The organism is Komagataeibacter nataicola (assembly GCF_003207795.1).
In the GTDB taxonomy this organism is placed as follows: domain Bacteria; phylum Pseudomonadota; class Alphaproteobacteria; order Acetobacterales; family Acetobacteraceae; genus Komagataeibacter; species Komagataeibacter nataicola.
The window spans coordinates 18,269-32,250 of sequence record NZ_NIRT01000020.1 but is presented as its reverse complement, the minus strand read 5'-3'; the positions used below and the strand labels follow the sequence as shown (position 1 = coordinate 32,250).

The window sequence follows — 13,982 nt, the reverse complement described above, 5'->3', positions numbered from 1 at the left end:
ACGCAAGCGGGCAAAAGGCCGCTTTCAGCCATTGCCGCGCGGCTTGGTCTTCCTGCGGCCCACAACGGAGAGGCGGGTGGTGACAAGGTCATACCCCATCTCACGCACGATATTTTCGAGCAGGGCATCAAGTTCAGGGTTTTCGAATTCGATCACCTTGCCGCTATCCGCGTCGATCAGGTGGTAATGATCGCCATGATCGCCATCGGCCACTTCATAGCGGGCCCGACCACCACCAAAATCACGGCGCTGGAGAATGCCGTTTTCCTCGAACAGGCGTACCGTACGGTACACCGTGGCGATGGAAATGCGCGGATCGACTTCCACCGCGCGGCGGTACAGCTCCTCCACATCCGGGTGGTCATCACTGTCCGACAGGACAAAGGCAATCGTCCTGCGCTGGCCTGTCAGTTTCAGGCCGCGTTCACGGCACAGGTCGGCCAGCGGAGAATCGGGAAAAGTCGGCTCTTTCATCACCTCATAGCATAATGCATACAGACCGCCCCGGTCCAGTAGGGATAAGCAGTTCGGGGCGTCGATTTTAATTGCAAATGATAATCTTTCTCATTAATAAGGTCTCACCAACACATTCAGGGAGCGGGTCACGCCATGGCCCGAGCGGATGATGACCAACACCACAGTTTTCATGAATGATCTTTCATCCAGCGAACGCCTGCTGGTCTGGTGCGTGCGCCGCCTGAGCGGGCAGGGCGATGCCACGCGGGGCACGCCGGGGCTGGCGCTGCCGTGTTTCAGGGCTGATTTCGCTGCCGTGATCGAGGCTTTCCACATGGCCATGAACCGCCTGCGTGCCTACCAGCGCGCCCCGGTGGACGTGGCGATCTGCTCGGCCACGCACCTGACCGGCACGGAAAACCGCTTTCTGCTCGCCGCCACAGCCGCACAGGAAGGGCGCGAGGGCGAGGTACGGCGCATGCTGCGGCCCATCTTCGTTCACCATCATGTGCTCTCACCCTTTGCCGCCGCCATTACGCAACTTGGCGCGTGCCTTGCAGGGGCGGGCTACTGGCTGCCACGGCGGGGCAACATGCTGGCGGCATCCAGCCGGGAGCCCGTAGCACAGCCGCGCCAGATGAGGGCGGCTACGGCGCAGCCCGCACCCGCGCCCCATGCGCCGCAGGCCCAGCCCGTGGGGGCAGGGTGCCTTGCAGCCATGCGCTGGCACCATGCTGACATGGGGCGCGCGCAGGTCATGTGGCCCAGCCCCGCCGCCGCGCAGACGGGTGGCCTGTAAAAAACCAAAGGGGCCGCACTTTACGTGCAGCCCCAGTATGGCGGGATGACAGGAATGCCACCCATCGTATCGATCCGGCAGGCGCGCCGGTTCATGGAAAACGCTTTCCTCGACCTGCTCGACATCCTTGCCTGGCAGGAAGGCGCGCCGCCCGCCACCGGCCATGAACGACCGGTGGACCCGCACGGTAGCGAGATTATTCCTGATCAGGGGCAGGGGCGGAGTTGAGCTTGATGTACTGCGGCAGGCCCAGCTGCTTGATGAGGTCGAACTGACGGTCGAGGAAGTCTTCGTGCTCTTCCTCGTTCACCAGAATGCGCAGCAGCAGGTCGCGCGATACATAGTCACGCACGCTCTCGCAATAGGCGATGCCTTCACGCAGGTCGCCAATCGCCTTTTCTTCCAGCTTCAGGTCGCATTTGAGGATTTCCTCAACGTCCTGGCCCACGAGGATGGTGTTGTAGCGCTGTACGTTGGGCAGGCCGCCGAGGTAGAGGATGCGCTCGATCAGCCAGTCGGCGTGCTTCATCTCCTCGATGGATTCCTCGTATTCCTTCTTGCCCAGCAGGGTCACGCCCCAGTGGCGCAGCGTGCGGGCATGCAGGTAATACTGGTTGATCGCCGTCAGCTCGTTGGTCAGCTGGGTGTTCAGGTGCTCGATGACCTTGGGGTCCTTGATGGGCATGTCCGTACTTCCTGTCCTGTCGAATATATTATACCCCTCACGGGTTACTGCCTGACAGGCCACAACGCAATTACAAAAAAGCGTTGCATAACCATGCCCTGCGCGCGACCCTGCGGCCGGGCCACACGCCAGGGCACGGCCACCACGCAGGGCAGGGGGTAAGCCACATGGACCAGACCAGCTACCGCACACTTGATGCAGGCGGCATCCGCGCGTTCCTCGCCGATCTGTCCGCCATTGCCACCCGCCTCGGCGGCCCGCCCGGACAGTGGCAGGTGCGTGAGGTCAGTGATGGCAACCTCAACAACGTGTTTCTCGTCACCGGGCCTGCGGGGGAGGTGTGCCTCAAGCAGTCATTGCCCCATGTGCGCGTGGACCCGAGCTGGAAGATGCCGCTCGACCGCACGTATTTCGAGGCCGCCTGGCTTGCCGCCGTCGGCCCGCTGGTGGGCGGACTGACCACCGAATACCTGCATTTTGACCCGGTGCTCTATGTGCTGGTGGTCGAGAGCCTGTCAGGCCACACCGTACTGCGCACGGCGCTGATGCAGGGTGCGGACTGGCCGGAGGTGGCCCCGCGCATTGGCATGTTCGTGGCCCGGGCCTGTTTTGGCACTTCGCTGCTTGCCCGCCCGTTCGAGGATGTGTTTGACGCCCGCCGACTCTTTGCCGCCAACCAGGCCCTGACCCGCATCACGCTTGACCTGGTGTTTGACGACCCGTACCGCGACCACCCGCGCAACCACTGGCATGACCCGGCCCTGAGCCCCATCGTGCAGGACATCCGTACTAGCGCCGCAGCGCTTCTGGCGGTGGAAAACCTGCGGCGGCGCTTCCTGTCGCAACCGCAGGCGCTGCTGCATGGCGATCTGCATACCGGCTCGATCATGAGCACGGCGGAAGATACGCGCGTGATCGATGGCGAGTTCGCGCTTTATGGGCCTATCGGATTTGACTGCGGCATGTTCGTGGGCAATCTGGTGCTGCATTTCTTCGCAACACCCGACCTTGCGGCCCGGCAGGCGGTGCTGCGCGATATCGCCAGTTTCTGGCACAGCTTTCATGAGCAGTTCATGGCGCTGTGGAACGCCAGTGACGCCCCGCCGCCCGGCACCCTGCGCCCGCTGGCCTATGGCCCGGCGGCCCATGTGGCGCAGCAGGCCTTCATGGATGAGGTAATGGGCGACACCATCGGCTTTGCCGCCATCGAGATCATCCGCCGCCTCATCGGCTATGCCCATACAGCGGATTTCGACACCATCACCGATCTCCGCCTGCGGGCCACCTGCCGCGCAGGGGCGCTGGCCTTCGCCTATTACGTGCTCGACCACCTTGCGGACATGCGCACGATTGCGGATTTTCTGTCCTGCCTGGGCGAGAACGAGAGGAAGGGCATATAAACGTTTTCAGGTGCCCCATCAGGACATGAGGCCCATCAGCCGGGTCATGGCGGCATGCAACGCAACAGGCCTGCAAGCGCCATATGACCGCGGCTGACAGCAGGTTTAACGGGCGCGTTCTTCTGCCGCCGCCGTGCGCCACAGCGACAGCGCGACCGCAATGACCGCGGGCCCGATAAACAGCCCGAGCAGGCCAAAGACATGCAGGCCGCCCAGAATGGCCGTCAGCACCGCAAGGAAGGGAATGCTGGTGCTGCCACTGATCAGCTTGGGCCGCACGAAATGGTCGCCTGCGCCATAGGCGATGGCGCCGATCACGCCCACGATCACCGCCTGCATCACGCCATTGGCCGCGAAGGTCATGAGCGTGGTCACACAGAGCAGGATCGGCCCGCAGAACGGGATGACGCTGACCACTGCCGTCACCAGCGTGAGCAGGGCAGGGTGCGGCGTGTCGGCAATGAAGTAGCCAATGCCCACCAGCACGCCCTGACCCAGCCCCACCAGCACCAGCCCCGCGACCGTGCCACGCACGGCGCCCACGGTGTTGCGGATCACATCACGCGCGCGCCCACCCAGGAAATGCTGCCCGACCGCACGGATATCGGCAATGAGCGTTTGCGAGGCATGAAGATAGAAATAGACCGACAGCGTGGCGATGACGAAGGTTTCGGTCATTCCCATGAGGCGATGCGGCAGTTCGCGGCCATCGCCGGTGGCCACCATGCGCGACACCACGCCAGTCCAGTGCCGCAGTTCATCGGGGTCGGACAGGTAGCGCCGCCACAGCCCGGCCAGCCTTGGGCCAATGCGCGGAATTTCATCAATCTGCGGCGAGACGGGAATGCCATCATGCAACGCGGTCCGCCCCCATGCCATGAGCGAGGGAATTTCCAGCCCGGCCCGCACGGCCATGGCGATCATGGGCACGGCCAGCAGCGCAAAAATGCCCGTCGCGATCAGCCCTGCCGCCACCCCACGGCCCATGCCCCGCCCGACCAGCCGGTTATAGAGCGGGAAGGTGGTGATGGTGAGAATTCCCCCCCACACGAAGGCAAACAGGAATGACTGCTCGATCCATGCGGAAAACAGCAGGACTGCACATACAAATATGAAGGTGCCAATATACTGGGTCCGGTTCCGGTTTTCTTCCATATGGTGTGTTCTATCCTGCTGGGGTTCATAAAAGGTTGCCATATAACGCCATGACGGGACAGGCCGCGCGTTGTGGCAGATGGCTGGCCTACATCCTTGCGGTCATAGCAGCGCAGGGTTAAAGACCCGGTTTACAACAGGACACGATCCATCTTGCTCCTGCGCGCGCAAACTGGTCCTTTAACCGCTCATTCTCCTTACTGTTCCGACGCGACATGCCCCGCCCTCCAAAGACCTTTTTTACCGCCGACACCCATTTCGGCCATGCCAATATCATCCGCTACAGCAAGCGCCCCTTTGAAACGGTTGCCGAGATGGATGCAACCCTGGTCAGCAACTGGAACGCCACCATCGGCCCGGATGATGACGTGTGGCACCTTGGCGACGTGGCGCACGGCACACAGCGGGCCGAAGCGATTCTGGCCCGGCTGAATGGCCGCAAGCACCTGATCTGGGGCAACCACGACAGCGGGACCGTGCGGACCTGGCCAGGCTGGGCTTCCTCACAGGCCTATGCCGAACTCAAGCTCGATGGCCGCAGGGTGGTGCTGTTTCATTACCCCATTGCCGAATGGAATGGCTTCTGGCACGACAGCCTGCATTTTTACGGTCATGTTCATGATAAGTTCACACCTACCAGCCTGTCCTGTGATGTGGGAGTGGACGTATGGGATTACCGGCCCGTGGAATTCAGTGACATCGTGCAAACCATCAGCGGCCTGACCCCGCCCGCACGCCCCGCCGCGCGCGGCTGAACGGCACGCGCCCGGCATCAAGGCACCAGCGATCATGGGAGGCAAGCTGTCATCGCACGCCATGCCTTCTCCTTGTCGTGGCTGGGCCGTCATATAAAAAAATACATTATGACAGGCCTCTGCGCCGCATGGCTGCTGGCCGTGCGCCGTGGGGTCGTATAAACCCCACCCCAGCACCATACCCGGCGGGGCCATGAGTGAAGCAGGGGGTTCATGACGCGTCCAAACACATCCTTTGGGGCGGAGTTCCGCTCCATCCTTGCCATTGCCGGACCGATGGGCCTGTCTCAGTTCGCCCAGATGTTGATGGGGCTGACCGATGACCTGCTGCTCGGCAGCCTCGGCGCCGCGGCACTTGCCATTGGCGGGCTGGCCACAGGCACGTTCTTCACGCTCAACGCCATCCTCGCCGCCATGATCGAAGCTGGCGGCATCCTGCTTTCGCAGGCACGCGGGCGGCAGGATCATGCAAGCCTTGGCACCACAATCACCTCCATGCTCGTGGTTGCCATCGTGCTATGCGGGCCGGAACTGTTCTGCCTGTACCATATCGATACGCTGCTGGCATGGCTGCATGAGCCCGAGACCATCCGTGCGCCGGTAACCGGTTTCGTGCATATCCTGATGTGGGCGGTGCCGCCTGCGCTGCTAGGCCAGGGCGTGCTGACCACGGCGCTGCCGGTCATGGGGGCTCAGGGCATTCTCATGCGGGTAATGCCGTGCATCACGGTAGTGAACGGGGTGTTGAACGCAACACTCATCCATGGCTGGCTTGGCCTGCCCGCGCTGGGGCTGCACGGCTCGGCGGTAGCGACGGTCATCACCCTGTGGTGCATGCCCGCCATCCTGCTTGCGTTCATGGCGCGCAGGCCCGAACTGCGCACCGCGCTGCGCCCGCGCGCGCATGACTGGGGGCATACGGCCGCCCTGCTGCGCACGGGCCTGCCCATGCTGGCGGCCGCGATGGCGGAGGTCACGCTGTTCCAGGCCAACAGCTTCGAGGCCGCCAGACTGGGCAATGCCGGACTTGCCGCATTCCAGATCATGCTGGGCATCGGCATGCAGTGCTTCGTGCTGTATCTGGCCATGGCGCAGGCGAGCAACATACGCGTGGGGTACTGGACGGGCCGCAACGACCCGACCATGGTGCGCCGTACTGCCGGGGCGGGCATGGTGCTGGGCCTGATGGTGGCCTGTGTGGTCACCCTCATCCTGGCGCTGGGGCGGCAGACCATCATCGGCTTCTATCTCGACGCCACCCTGCCGGAAAACGCACAGGCGGTGCATCTGGCGCTTGCACTGCTACTGGTCGGCGCGGCCTTTCAGGTGCCTGACGCCCTGCAGGCCATCGCCACGGGCGTCCTGCGCGGGCAGGGGGATACCACCATCCCCATGGTGCTGGCCATTATCGGCTACTGGGGGCTTGGCTTTCCTGCCGGGATATTCCTCGCCTTTGATGAGGGCATGGGCGTGCAGGGGCTGTGGTATGGCATTGGCACCGGGCTGGTGGCGGTCTTCGTATTCCATGGCACCCGCATCCTGTGGCGCATGAAGCGGGCAGAGCGAAAAGAGTAGGAACGCCCGCCCCCGCCATCCCGCGCCGGGCTGCCTGTCCCATCGCGCCAGCCAGATTGTGGGCTGGCAGGACATGGCGCAATGGGCGTCTTACAGGCGCTTGTGCATTTCCTCACGGATGGAATTGCATTTCTTGGTAAACACGCCTGCCTGCGACGCGGTCATGAAATTGATCAGGAACGCACCAAGCAGCGAACAGAAGGACAGGATAATCAGCACCCGCCCCATGAGCGAGATCACCCCGCTGTAATGCACGGCCGAATACCACAGCAGCCCCAGGCTCAGCACGGCGCCAAACACGCCGAGCACACCGGTGGAGCGGATGAGGGATTCCTCCTCGCGGATGAAGGTGGAGGATTCCTGCCATAACATGAAAAGCTTGCGGTCCATTTCCTGCACGGCGGCGGCGTAGTCCTCGGCATCGTCGGGATGCTGGTGGTCGGTGCCGCTGCGGTGGAGTTCGAGTTCCTGCCGGGCCTTGGCAAAGACGCGCCTGCGTTCCTTTATCGCGGGCAGGCTGATATCGACAAAGCTGAGAATGGCCACGTTCAGCCCAGCCGATAGCTGGATTACCGCTTGGAAATCACCCCAGATCACAGGTTACCCCCTGAGGGTCCACATAACCGTGCACTGTAGCAAACCCCGACAAATACAAAGCCGTCCAACATGCAAGGGCTGCATGCCAGTTCCCAACGTACCATGCGATATGGCGGCACGCCTGCCTTTAGGGTTAGCATGAAGCGTGATGAATATCCATGTTCCCTCCACCTATGAGGTCTACCGTGGCTGGCAGTCCATACAGGGTACCGGGCTCGAGATCGGCACGACCCTGCTGGTCGGCGCCGGGCTGATGCTGGCCTGCGGCATGGTGCTGTTCCTGCTGCCGACCTTCATCGCGTGCCGCCGCAAGGTGCATAATGCGGCAGTCGTGGCGGTGGTGAACTGCACCCTGGGCATGACCGGGGCAGGGTGGGTGATTGCGTTACTCATGGCCTGCCTGCTCGAGACCGATACAAGCCGCCATGCGCGCCTGCGCCGGAGCGAAGCGGCCACGTTCCTGACCGCGCCATAATTCACGCAGGCGAGAGGGCCGTCCTTTCCTGCCGCCCTATTATTCTGTATTGTATATATTAACTTCGATACAGGAGAGAATAAGAAAATGTCTTCCAACACGCAGGCCGTCATCATTACGCTGAACAATAATGGTCTGCCGCCGGAGGTCTATGAAGAATATGACCTCTGCACCCTTGAAGATGAAATAGAAGACGTGCTTGGCGATGCGGGCGTTCTGGACGGGCATGAATTTGGCCCCGAAGCCGCGCAGATCTTTCTTTATGGACCGGATGCCGAGGCCATCTTCCGCCTGATCGAGCCTGTGGTGAAGGCTTACCCGCTCTGTGCGAAGGGCAGTGTTGAAATCAGGCCGGGTGATGAAAACACCGAGAGTCGCATCGTCCAGCTCCCCTGAGCTCAGGTCGCCTGAGTTGCTGCATCAAACAGTCAGGCCCAATAATACCGTGAAATAATAAAGGATTCACCTTAATAAAAAAGGGAGCATGTCGTCTGGCATGCTCCCTTTAACTGAAGGAATTCGTAAAAACTGCCTGGAGAACACCCTGCAATCATAAGGGTATCTGCAGCAGAATGCCGCCTTTTTTGAAAAAAGGCGGCACCCGGGCACTTTATTCTTTTATCAACGCGTTCTCGGCAAACGCGTTTTTACTGCTGCTTGTACAGCAGGCGGGCGCGCAGCGTGCCCTTGAGCGCGCGCAGGCGGTCAAGGATGCGGTTGTCCTTTTCCACATCGCGGCCGGTATCAGCCTCGACCACCACGTAACCCAGCTCACCCGCCGTCTGCAGGTACTGCGCGGTGACGTTGCAGGACTCCCTGGAGAAGATCTCGTTGATCTGCAGCATGATGCCCGGCACGTTGTGGTGCACATGCATGAAGCGCGTGCCATGCGGGTTTTCAGGCAGTTGTACGGTGGGGAAGTTCACCGCACCCAGCGTGGAACCGATATCGGAGTATTCCACCAGCTTGCGCGCCACTTCCACACCGATGCGCTCCTGCGCTTCCGCCGTGGAGCCACCGATATGCGGCGTCAGGATCACGTTATCGAGCCCGCGCAGCGGGGTTTCCAGCGGCTCGCCAGCCTGCTTGGGCTCCTTGGGGAACACGTCGATGGCCGCACCAAGCAGGTGGCCGTCCTTCAGGGCTGCGGCCAGCGCATCGAGGTCCACCACGTTGCCGCGCGCGTTGTTGATGAGGAAGGAGCCCTTCTTCATCGCGCGGATCTGCGCTTCGCCAATCATGCCTGCAGTCTCGGGGGTCTGGGGCACATGCAGGCTGACCACGTCGCTCTGGGCCAGCAGGGTTTCGAGCGTATCGACCGGCGTTGCGTTGCCGTGCACCAGCTTGTCGATCACGTCGTAATAGAACACGCGCATGCCGAAGGCTTCGGCCAGCACGGAAAGCTGCGAACCGATGGAACCATAACCCACGATGCCCAGCGTCTTGCCGCGTACTTCCCAGCTATTGGTGGCGGATTTTTTCCAGATACCGGCATTGCATTCTTCCGACTTGGGGAAGATGCGGCGCATCAGCATCACGATCTCGCCCATGACCAGTTCGGCCACCGAACGGGTGTTGCTGTAGGGAGCGTTGAATACGGGAATACCACCCTCACGCGCGGCGTTGAGGTCGACCTGGTTGGTGCCGATGCAAAAGCAGCCGATGGCGATCAGGCGGTCGGCCTTCTCGATCACCTCGCGCGTCAGCTGCGTGCGCGAGCGGATGCCCACGATATGCACGCCTTCCAGCGCCTTCTGCAGGGCTTCGCCTTCCAGCGCCGTCTTGAGGCGGGTGACGTTCTCGTATCCGTTTTCCTTCAGCAGATTGACGGCACTGTCATGAATGCCCTCAAGCAGCAGGATACGGATCTTGTCCTTGGGAAGGGAAAGGTGGCCGGTGGATGGGCTGGTCATATCGCATGCTCCCGCTCTGATACGGTCAAGAAGGTAGGTCGTCCCTATCCGATTGGCCGCGCCATCGCTAGGGGGAAAGATGAATTCGTGCCGTCAGCCTGCGTGCGCGCCCGGCACAAGCAGACTGCGCGCATGCGGCAGGAGGCCAGCATCACCCAGTGCAAGCACCGTGCCGTCACCATCGGCGCGCAGGGGCTGGCCTGCCCAGTCGGTCATGCAGCCGCCAGCGCCTTCCACCACCGGCACGAGGGCGGCCCAGTCCCATATCTTCATGGTGCATTCGGCAATGATGTCGATCTGCCCCAGCGCCAGCAGGCCATAGGCGTAGCAGTCGCCACCCCAGCTTGTGCGCCGGACGGCTGCCGCCAGCGCGTCAAAGCCGGGACGGTGCGGGGCATCAAGGATTTCAGGCGCGGTGCAGGAGAGTTCGGCCTGCTCCACGGCGGCGCAGGCTCGCGTGCGCGGCCGGCCGGGCAGGGTGGAAAGGAAGCGCGTCGCCTCGCCCCGCAGGCCAATCCAGCGCTCGTCCGTTACCGGCTGGTCGATTATGCCAAGCAGCGGCACATCGTTGTGCAGCAGCGCGATGAGCGTGCCGAAGGTCGGCCGACCGGTCAGGAAGGCACGGGTGCCATCAATCGGGTCGATAACCCAGCGATACGGGCTTTCGCTCCCTTCAAGGCCGAATTCCTCGCCCATAATGCCAAAACCGGGCAGGCGCTCGGACAGTACCGCCCGAATCGCGCGCTCCGCCGTGCGGTCGGCAATGGTGACGGGGCTGGCATCGGCCTTGTCATGGGCCATGACCCCACGGCGAAAGAAGGGCAGCACCACGCTGCGCGCTACATCGGCAGCGGCAAGGGCTGCTTCCAGCACCGCATCACGCGGGAAACCGGCGGGCAGGGCGCTCATCAGGGGGTCTCCGGCCTGAGCGAGCGCAGATAGGCGATCACGTCCGCGCGGTCGGTTTCCGATGCGATTCCGGGGAAGGACATCTTGGTGCCCGATGCGTAATCGGCAGGGCCCTTGAGCCAGGCCGAAAGGGTGGCGTTGGTCCAGGTCTCGTCCCTGTGCGCCCTGAGCGCGTCCGAGAAATCATAGCCGGGAATATCGCCCACATGCGTGCCAAATACGCCAAACAGGTCCGGGCCAATGATGGAGGGGCCATTTGGCGCCATGCTGTGGCACATGGCGCACTGCCTGTCGGCCAGGGCATGGCCCTTTTCCACGCTGGCCTTTGCCACCAGGTCATCAATGGAGGCGCCCGGCGCAGGGACCGCCGGGTGCGGTATGGCCACGCCAGCCTTTGCGGGCAGGGGCTCGGGCACGGCCGTGTGGGCAATACCCCAGCTTGCGCCCAGCACCCCCACGGCAATGAGGCAGGCAACCCCGATCTGGTTAAGGCGTGTACTGTCCATAAAGTCGGGCGTCCTTCCCACGGTTGCATGTAAACCGCTCCTTACCTAGACTGCCGCGCGCCCTGTGTGAAGCATGCACGGGCGGCGGGCGGCCCGTGCCGCCGCGACAGATTACGGATGGCCCAGACCCAGACCCCATGAACCCTATTGTCCTGATTCCGGCCCGGATGGCCTCGACCCGTCTGCCGGGCAAACCGCTTGCCGATATCGCGGGCCGCCCCATGATCGTGCATGTGCTCGAGCGCGCGCAGGCCGCAGGCATCGGCCCTGTGGCCGTCGCCACGGCCGACCGCGCGATTGCCGATGTGGTGGCGCACGCAGGTGGCACCGCCATCCTGACCGACCCGGATCTCCCCTCCGGCTCGGACCGCATCTGGCAGGCGCTCGGCACGCTTGACCCGACCGGCAGGCATGACACCGTCATCAACCTGCAGGGCGACCTGCCGGGCATTGATTCCAACTGCCTGCACGCAGTGCTGCGCCCACTGGCCGACAGCACGGTGGATATCGCAACCCTTGTTGCACCCGTGTGCGATGATGCGGAAGCGAAAGCGGCCTCGGTGGTGAAGGTGGCCTGCGCCTTTGGCAGCGACGCACCAGAAGCCGTGACTCGCGCGCTATATTTCTCACGCATGCCCATACCATGGGGGTACGGGCCGTTGTGGCACCATGTGGGGCTGTACGCCTATCGCCGCGCCGCACTCGCCCGTTTTGTCAGCCTGCCCGAAAGCGGGCTGGAACAGCGCGAAAAACTTGAACAGCTCCGCGCGCTTGAGGCTGGCATGACCATCGGCTGCACCCGTGTCCCCACAGCACCCTTTGGGGTTGATACCCCCGCCGATCTTGAACGCGCGCGCCAGATGCTGGGAGCAGTGGCATGAGCGGGGAACATATCATCGCCTTCCAGGGTCGGCCTGGCGCCTATTCCGACCTTGCCTGCCGCACGGCCCGACCGGGCTGGGCCACGCTGCCGTGCCAGACCTTTGCCCAGACCATCGCCGCCGTGCATGACGGGCAGGCCGAACTGGCCATGCTGGCCTGCGAGAACAGCCTTGCGGGCCGTGTGCCCGACATTCACGCCCTGTTGCCGCAGGCAGACCTGTTCATCGTGGGCGAGCATTTCCAGCGCGTGGAGCATTGCCTGCTGGGCATTCCCGGCACAGAACTGGGCGATGCAAGGCGGCTGCACACCCATCCGGTCGCCATGGCGCAGGTGCGCGGCGTGATTGGCGAGTTGGGGCTGGAGCCGGTTGTGGAGTTCGATACCGCCGGCGCCGCCGAGATGGTACGCGCGTGGGGCCGCAAGGAAGACGTGGCCGTGGCATCCGAACTGGCGGCCGAACTCAACGGGCTTGAAATCCTGCGCCGCAACGTGGAGGACGCCGCCCACAACACCACGCGCTTCTACATCGCATCCCGCAGGCCGGACACGCTGCCGCAACCGGGTCCCGATTTCATGACCACGCTGCTGTTCAGGGTCAACAACCAGCCCGGCGCGCTGTACAAGGCGCTTGGCGGCCTGGCCACGACGGGCGTGAATCTGACCCGGCTGGAGAGCTACATGCTGGAAGGCTCGTTCTCGGCCACGCAGTTCCTGATGGATGTGGAGGGCCACCCCGAAGCGCCTCCGCTGGCCGAGGCGCTGCGCGAGCTTTCATTCTTTTCGGAACGACAGGAAATTCTGGGCGTCTATCCCGCGTCTCCCTTCCGGCGGGGGGCGTGAGGGGCAGGGCAGGCGGGCATATTTTGCCCCTCATGCCGCATTGCCTGTATGATACCCTGCCCGCCCGCGCCGGGGCAGGGCCCATGAAAACGATGGTGCCGGACACACCGGCGCACGCATAGCCACGACACAGGATCCAGGTGGAAACAACCATGTTCAAGGGTTCCATGACCGCCCTTATTACCCCCATGAATACGGATGGGTCGCTTGACCTGCCTTCCATGGGCCGCTTCATCGACTGGCAGATCCAGCAGGGCACATCCGCACTGATACCGGTCGGCACCACGGGCGAAAGCCCGACACTGACGCATGATGAACATGCCAAAGTCGTTGAATTCACCATAAAATCCGCTGGCGGCCGTGTGCCGGTCATTGCCGGAGCCGGCTCCAACAGCACGGCCGAGGCCGTGGGCATGGCCCAGCAGGCGCAAAAGGCCGGGGCCTCGGCCGTGCTGGTGGTCACACCCTATTACAACAAGCCCACGCAGGAAGGGGTGTACCGCCACTTCATGGCCGTGGCCGATGCCATCAGCATTCCCGTCATCCTGTACAATATTCCGGGCCGCTCCATTATCGACATCTCGGTCGAGACCATGGCACGGCTGGCGCTCCACCCCAACATCATCGGGGTCAAGGATTCCACCGGTGACCTGCTGCGCCCGCTGCTCGTGCGCCGCGCGGTAAAGAAGCAGTTCAACCAGATCTCGGGCGAGGACGGCACCGCGGTCTCGTTCCTCGCGGCGGGCGGCGATGGCTGCATCAGCGTAACCGCCAATGTCGCCCCCGCGCTCTGTGCGCAGGTGCAGCAGAGCTGGAATGATGGCAACGTGATGGATGCGATGGAACTGCAGGACCGGCTGCTGCCGCTGCATGATTCCCTGTTCTGTGAAAGCAATCCCGTGCCGGTCAAGTTCGCCGCAAGCGTATTGGGGCTGATGGGCGAGACCTGCCGCCTGCCTCTGGCCCCGCTGGCCGATGCCAGCCGCGCCAGGGTGAAGGCAGCACTCGACGCCGTCGGACTGCTGGACTGAACC

General features: G+C 63.1%; 17 protein-coding genes. 10 read left to right on the top strand and 7 right to left on the bottom strand.

Annotated features, from left to right (window positions below):
• Positions 1 to 24: 24 nt before the first annotated feature.
• Entirely contained in the window at positions 25 to 474 is a 450-nt protein-coding gene (locus CDI09_RS11425; RefSeq protein ID WP_078523983.1) for a Fur family transcriptional regulator, read from the bottom strand.
• A gap of 148 nt (positions 475 to 622) precedes the next feature.
• Between CDI09_RS11425 and CDI09_RS11420 the strand changes: the two genes are divergently transcribed.
• Both CDI09_RS11420 and CDI09_RS18185 read left to right on the top strand, forming a co-directional pair.
• The gene (locus CDI09_RS11420) at positions 623 to 1,255 is read left to right on the top strand and encodes a hypothetical protein (protein ID WP_078523984.1); all 633 of its coding nucleotides are present in this window, start codon (positions 623 to 625) and stop codon (positions 1,253 to 1,255) included.
• 54 nt (positions 1,256 to 1,309) lie between these two features.
• A complete protein-coding gene (locus CDI09_RS18185; protein WP_167370159.1) occupies positions 1,310 to 1,483 on the top strand; it encodes a hypothetical protein in 174 nt (57 codons plus the stop codon).
• Here CDI09_RS18185 and bfr read toward each other — a convergent pair.
• The gene (bfr, locus tag CDI09_RS11415) at positions 1,452 to 1,940 is read right to left on the bottom strand and encodes a bacterioferritin (protein WP_078523985.1); all 489 of its coding nucleotides are present in this window, start codon (positions 1,938 to 1,940) and stop codon (positions 1,452 to 1,454) included. The genes CDI09_RS18185 and bfr overlap by 32 nt on opposite strands.
• Before the next feature lie 83 nt (positions 1,941 to 2,023).
• Between bfr and mtnK the strand changes: the two genes are divergently transcribed.
• Positions 2,024 to 3,340 (top strand): S-methyl-5-thioribose kinase, encoded by a 1,317-nt coding sequence (gene mtnK, locus CDI09_RS11410; protein ID WP_236944584.1) that lies wholly within the window; start codon positions 2,024 to 2,026, stop codon positions 3,338 to 3,340.
• 105 nt (positions 3,341 to 3,445) lie between these two features.
• On the opposite strand, the gene CDI09_RS11405 is transcribed toward mtnK, so the two are convergent.
• Positions 3,446 to 4,495: an AI-2E family transporter gene (locus CDI09_RS11405; RefSeq protein ID WP_078523987.1), complete on the bottom strand. Its 1,050-nt coding sequence runs from the start codon at positions 4,493 to 4,495 to the stop codon at positions 3,446 to 3,448.
• A 215-nt stretch (positions 4,496 to 4,710) separates the two neighbouring features.
• Between CDI09_RS11405 and CDI09_RS11400 the strand changes: the two genes are divergently transcribed.
• Together CDI09_RS11400 and CDI09_RS11395 are read left to right on the top strand one after the other, a co-directional pair.
• A complete protein-coding gene (locus CDI09_RS11400) occupies positions 4,711 to 5,250 on the top strand; it encodes a metallophosphoesterase family protein (RefSeq protein WP_078523990.1) in 540 nt (179 codons plus the stop codon).
• Positions 5,251 to 5,463: 213 nt separating this feature from the next.
• Positions 5,464 to 6,825, top strand: a complete 1,362-nt coding sequence (locus CDI09_RS11395; protein ID WP_078523992.1) for an MATE family efflux transporter — start codon at positions 5,464 to 5,466, stop codon at positions 6,823 to 6,825.
• Positions 6,826 to 6,915: 90 nt separating this feature from the next.
• Here the strand turns inward: CDI09_RS11395 and CDI09_RS11390 are convergent, their stop codons facing one another.
• Positions 6,916 to 7,422 carry a hypothetical protein gene (locus tag CDI09_RS11390; protein ID WP_078523993.1) on the bottom strand — a complete coding sequence of 169 codons (507 nt, stop codon included), beginning with the start codon at positions 7,420 to 7,422 and terminating at the stop codon, positions 6,916 to 6,918.
• Between the two features lie 148 nt (positions 7,423 to 7,570).
• Between CDI09_RS11390 and CDI09_RS11385 the strand changes: the two genes are divergently transcribed.
• Entirely contained in the window at positions 7,571 to 7,897 is a 327-nt protein-coding gene (locus CDI09_RS11385) for a superinfection immunity protein (protein ID WP_078523995.1), read from the top strand.
• A gap of 87 nt (positions 7,898 to 7,984) precedes the next feature.
• Positions 7,985 to 8,293, top strand: a complete 309-nt coding sequence (locus tag CDI09_RS11380; protein ID WP_078523997.1) for a hypothetical protein — start codon at positions 7,985 to 7,987, stop codon at positions 8,291 to 8,293.
• Between the two features lie 251 nt (positions 8,294 to 8,544).
• On the opposite strand, the gene serA is transcribed toward CDI09_RS11380, so the two are convergent.
• From serA to CDI09_RS11365, 3 genes are all read right to left on the bottom strand, one after another.
• Positions 8,545 to 9,810, bottom strand: coding sequence for a phosphoglycerate dehydrogenase (serA, locus tag CDI09_RS11375; protein WP_078523998.1), 1,266 nt, complete (start codon positions 9,808 to 9,810; stop codon positions 8,545 to 8,547).
• 93 nt (positions 9,811 to 9,903) lie between these two features.
• Entirely contained in the window at positions 9,904 to 10,719 is an 816-nt protein-coding gene (locus CDI09_RS11370; RefSeq protein WP_078523999.1) for an inositol monophosphatase family protein, read from the bottom strand.
• A complete protein-coding gene (locus CDI09_RS11365; RefSeq protein WP_078524000.1) occupies positions 10,719 to 11,225 on the bottom strand; it encodes a c-type cytochrome in 507 nt (168 codons plus the stop codon). The genes CDI09_RS11370 and CDI09_RS11365 overlap by 1 nt, the downstream gene beginning before the upstream one ends.
• Before the next feature lie 137 nt (positions 11,226 to 11,362).
• Between CDI09_RS11365 and CDI09_RS11360 the strand changes: the two genes are divergently transcribed.
• The 3 genes from CDI09_RS11360 to dapA all read left to right on the top strand — a co-directional run bounded on the left by CDI09_RS11360 (position 11,363) and on the right by dapA (position 13,979).
• Positions 11,363 to 12,106 (top strand): 3-deoxy-manno-octulosonate cytidylyltransferase, encoded by a 744-nt coding sequence (locus tag CDI09_RS11360; protein ID WP_078524002.1) that lies wholly within the window; start codon positions 11,363 to 11,365, stop codon positions 12,104 to 12,106.
• Complete coding sequence (locus tag CDI09_RS11355) at positions 12,103 to 12,948, top strand: prephenate dehydratase (RefSeq protein ID WP_078524004.1); 846 nt, start codon at positions 12,103 to 12,105, stop codon at positions 12,946 to 12,948. The genes CDI09_RS11360 and CDI09_RS11355 overlap by 4 nt, the downstream gene beginning before the upstream one ends.
• 152 nt (positions 12,949 to 13,100) lie before the next feature.
• The gene (gene dapA / locus CDI09_RS11350) at positions 13,101 to 13,979 is read left to right on the top strand and encodes a 4-hydroxy-tetrahydrodipicolinate synthase (RefSeq protein ID WP_078527608.1); all 879 of its coding nucleotides are present in this window, start codon (positions 13,101 to 13,103) and stop codon (positions 13,977 to 13,979) included.
• Positions 13,980 to 13,982: the final 3 nt, after the last annotated feature.

What these genes read in the sequence shown, in the direction of transcription:
- CDI09_RS11355 (WP_078524004.1), top strand. Translation starts at nt 12,103, where the DNA reads ATGAGCGGGGAACATATCATCGCCTTCCAGGGTCGGCCTGGCGCCTAT.
- dapA (WP_078527608.1), top strand. Translation starts at nt 13,101, where the DNA reads ATGTTCAAGGGTTCCATGACCGCCCTTATTACCCCCATGAATACGGAT.
- CDI09_RS11400 (WP_078523990.1), top strand. Translation starts at nt 4,711, where the DNA reads ATGCCCCGCCCTCCAAAGACCTTTTTTACCGCCGACACCCATTTCGGC.
- CDI09_RS11425 (WP_078523983.1), bottom strand. Translation starts at nt 474, where the DNA reads ATGAAAGAGCCGACTTTTCCCGATTCTCCGCTGGCCGACCTGTGCCGT.
- CDI09_RS11405 (WP_078523987.1), bottom strand. Translation starts at nt 4,495, where the DNA reads ATGGAAGAAAACCGGAACCGGACCCAGTATATTGGCACCTTCATATTT.
- bfr (WP_078523985.1), bottom strand. Translation starts at nt 1,940, where the DNA reads ATGCCCATCAAGGACCCCAAGGTCATCGAGCACCTGAACACCCAGCTG.
- CDI09_RS11365 (WP_078524000.1), bottom strand. Translation starts at nt 11,225, where the DNA reads ATGGACAGTACACGCCTTAACCAGATCGGGGTTGCCTGCCTCATTGCC.
- CDI09_RS11420 (WP_078523984.1), top strand. Translation starts at nt 623, where the DNA reads ATGATGACCAACACCACAGTTTTCATGAATGATCTTTCATCCAGCGAA.
- CDI09_RS11385 (WP_078523995.1), top strand. Translation starts at nt 7,571, where the DNA reads ATGAATATCCATGTTCCCTCCACCTATGAGGTCTACCGTGGCTGGCAG.
- CDI09_RS11380 (WP_078523997.1), top strand. Translation starts at nt 7,985, where the DNA reads ATGTCTTCCAACACGCAGGCCGTCATCATTACGCTGAACAATAATGGT.
- CDI09_RS18185 (WP_167370159.1), top strand. Translation starts at nt 1,310, where the DNA reads ATGCCACCCATCGTATCGATCCGGCAGGCGCGCCGGTTCATGGAAAAC.
- CDI09_RS11360 (WP_078524002.1), top strand. Translation starts at nt 11,363, where the DNA reads ATGAACCCTATTGTCCTGATTCCGGCCCGGATGGCCTCGACCCGTCTG.
- serA (WP_078523998.1), bottom strand. Translation starts at nt 9,810, where the DNA reads ATGACCAGCCCATCCACCGGCCACCTTTCCCTTCCCAAGGACAAGATC.
- CDI09_RS11370 (WP_078523999.1), bottom strand. Translation starts at nt 10,719, where the DNA reads ATGAGCGCCCTGCCCGCCGGTTTCCCGCGTGATGCGGTGCTGGAAGCA.
- CDI09_RS11395 (WP_078523992.1), top strand. Translation starts at nt 5,464, where the DNA reads ATGACGCGTCCAAACACATCCTTTGGGGCGGAGTTCCGCTCCATCCTT.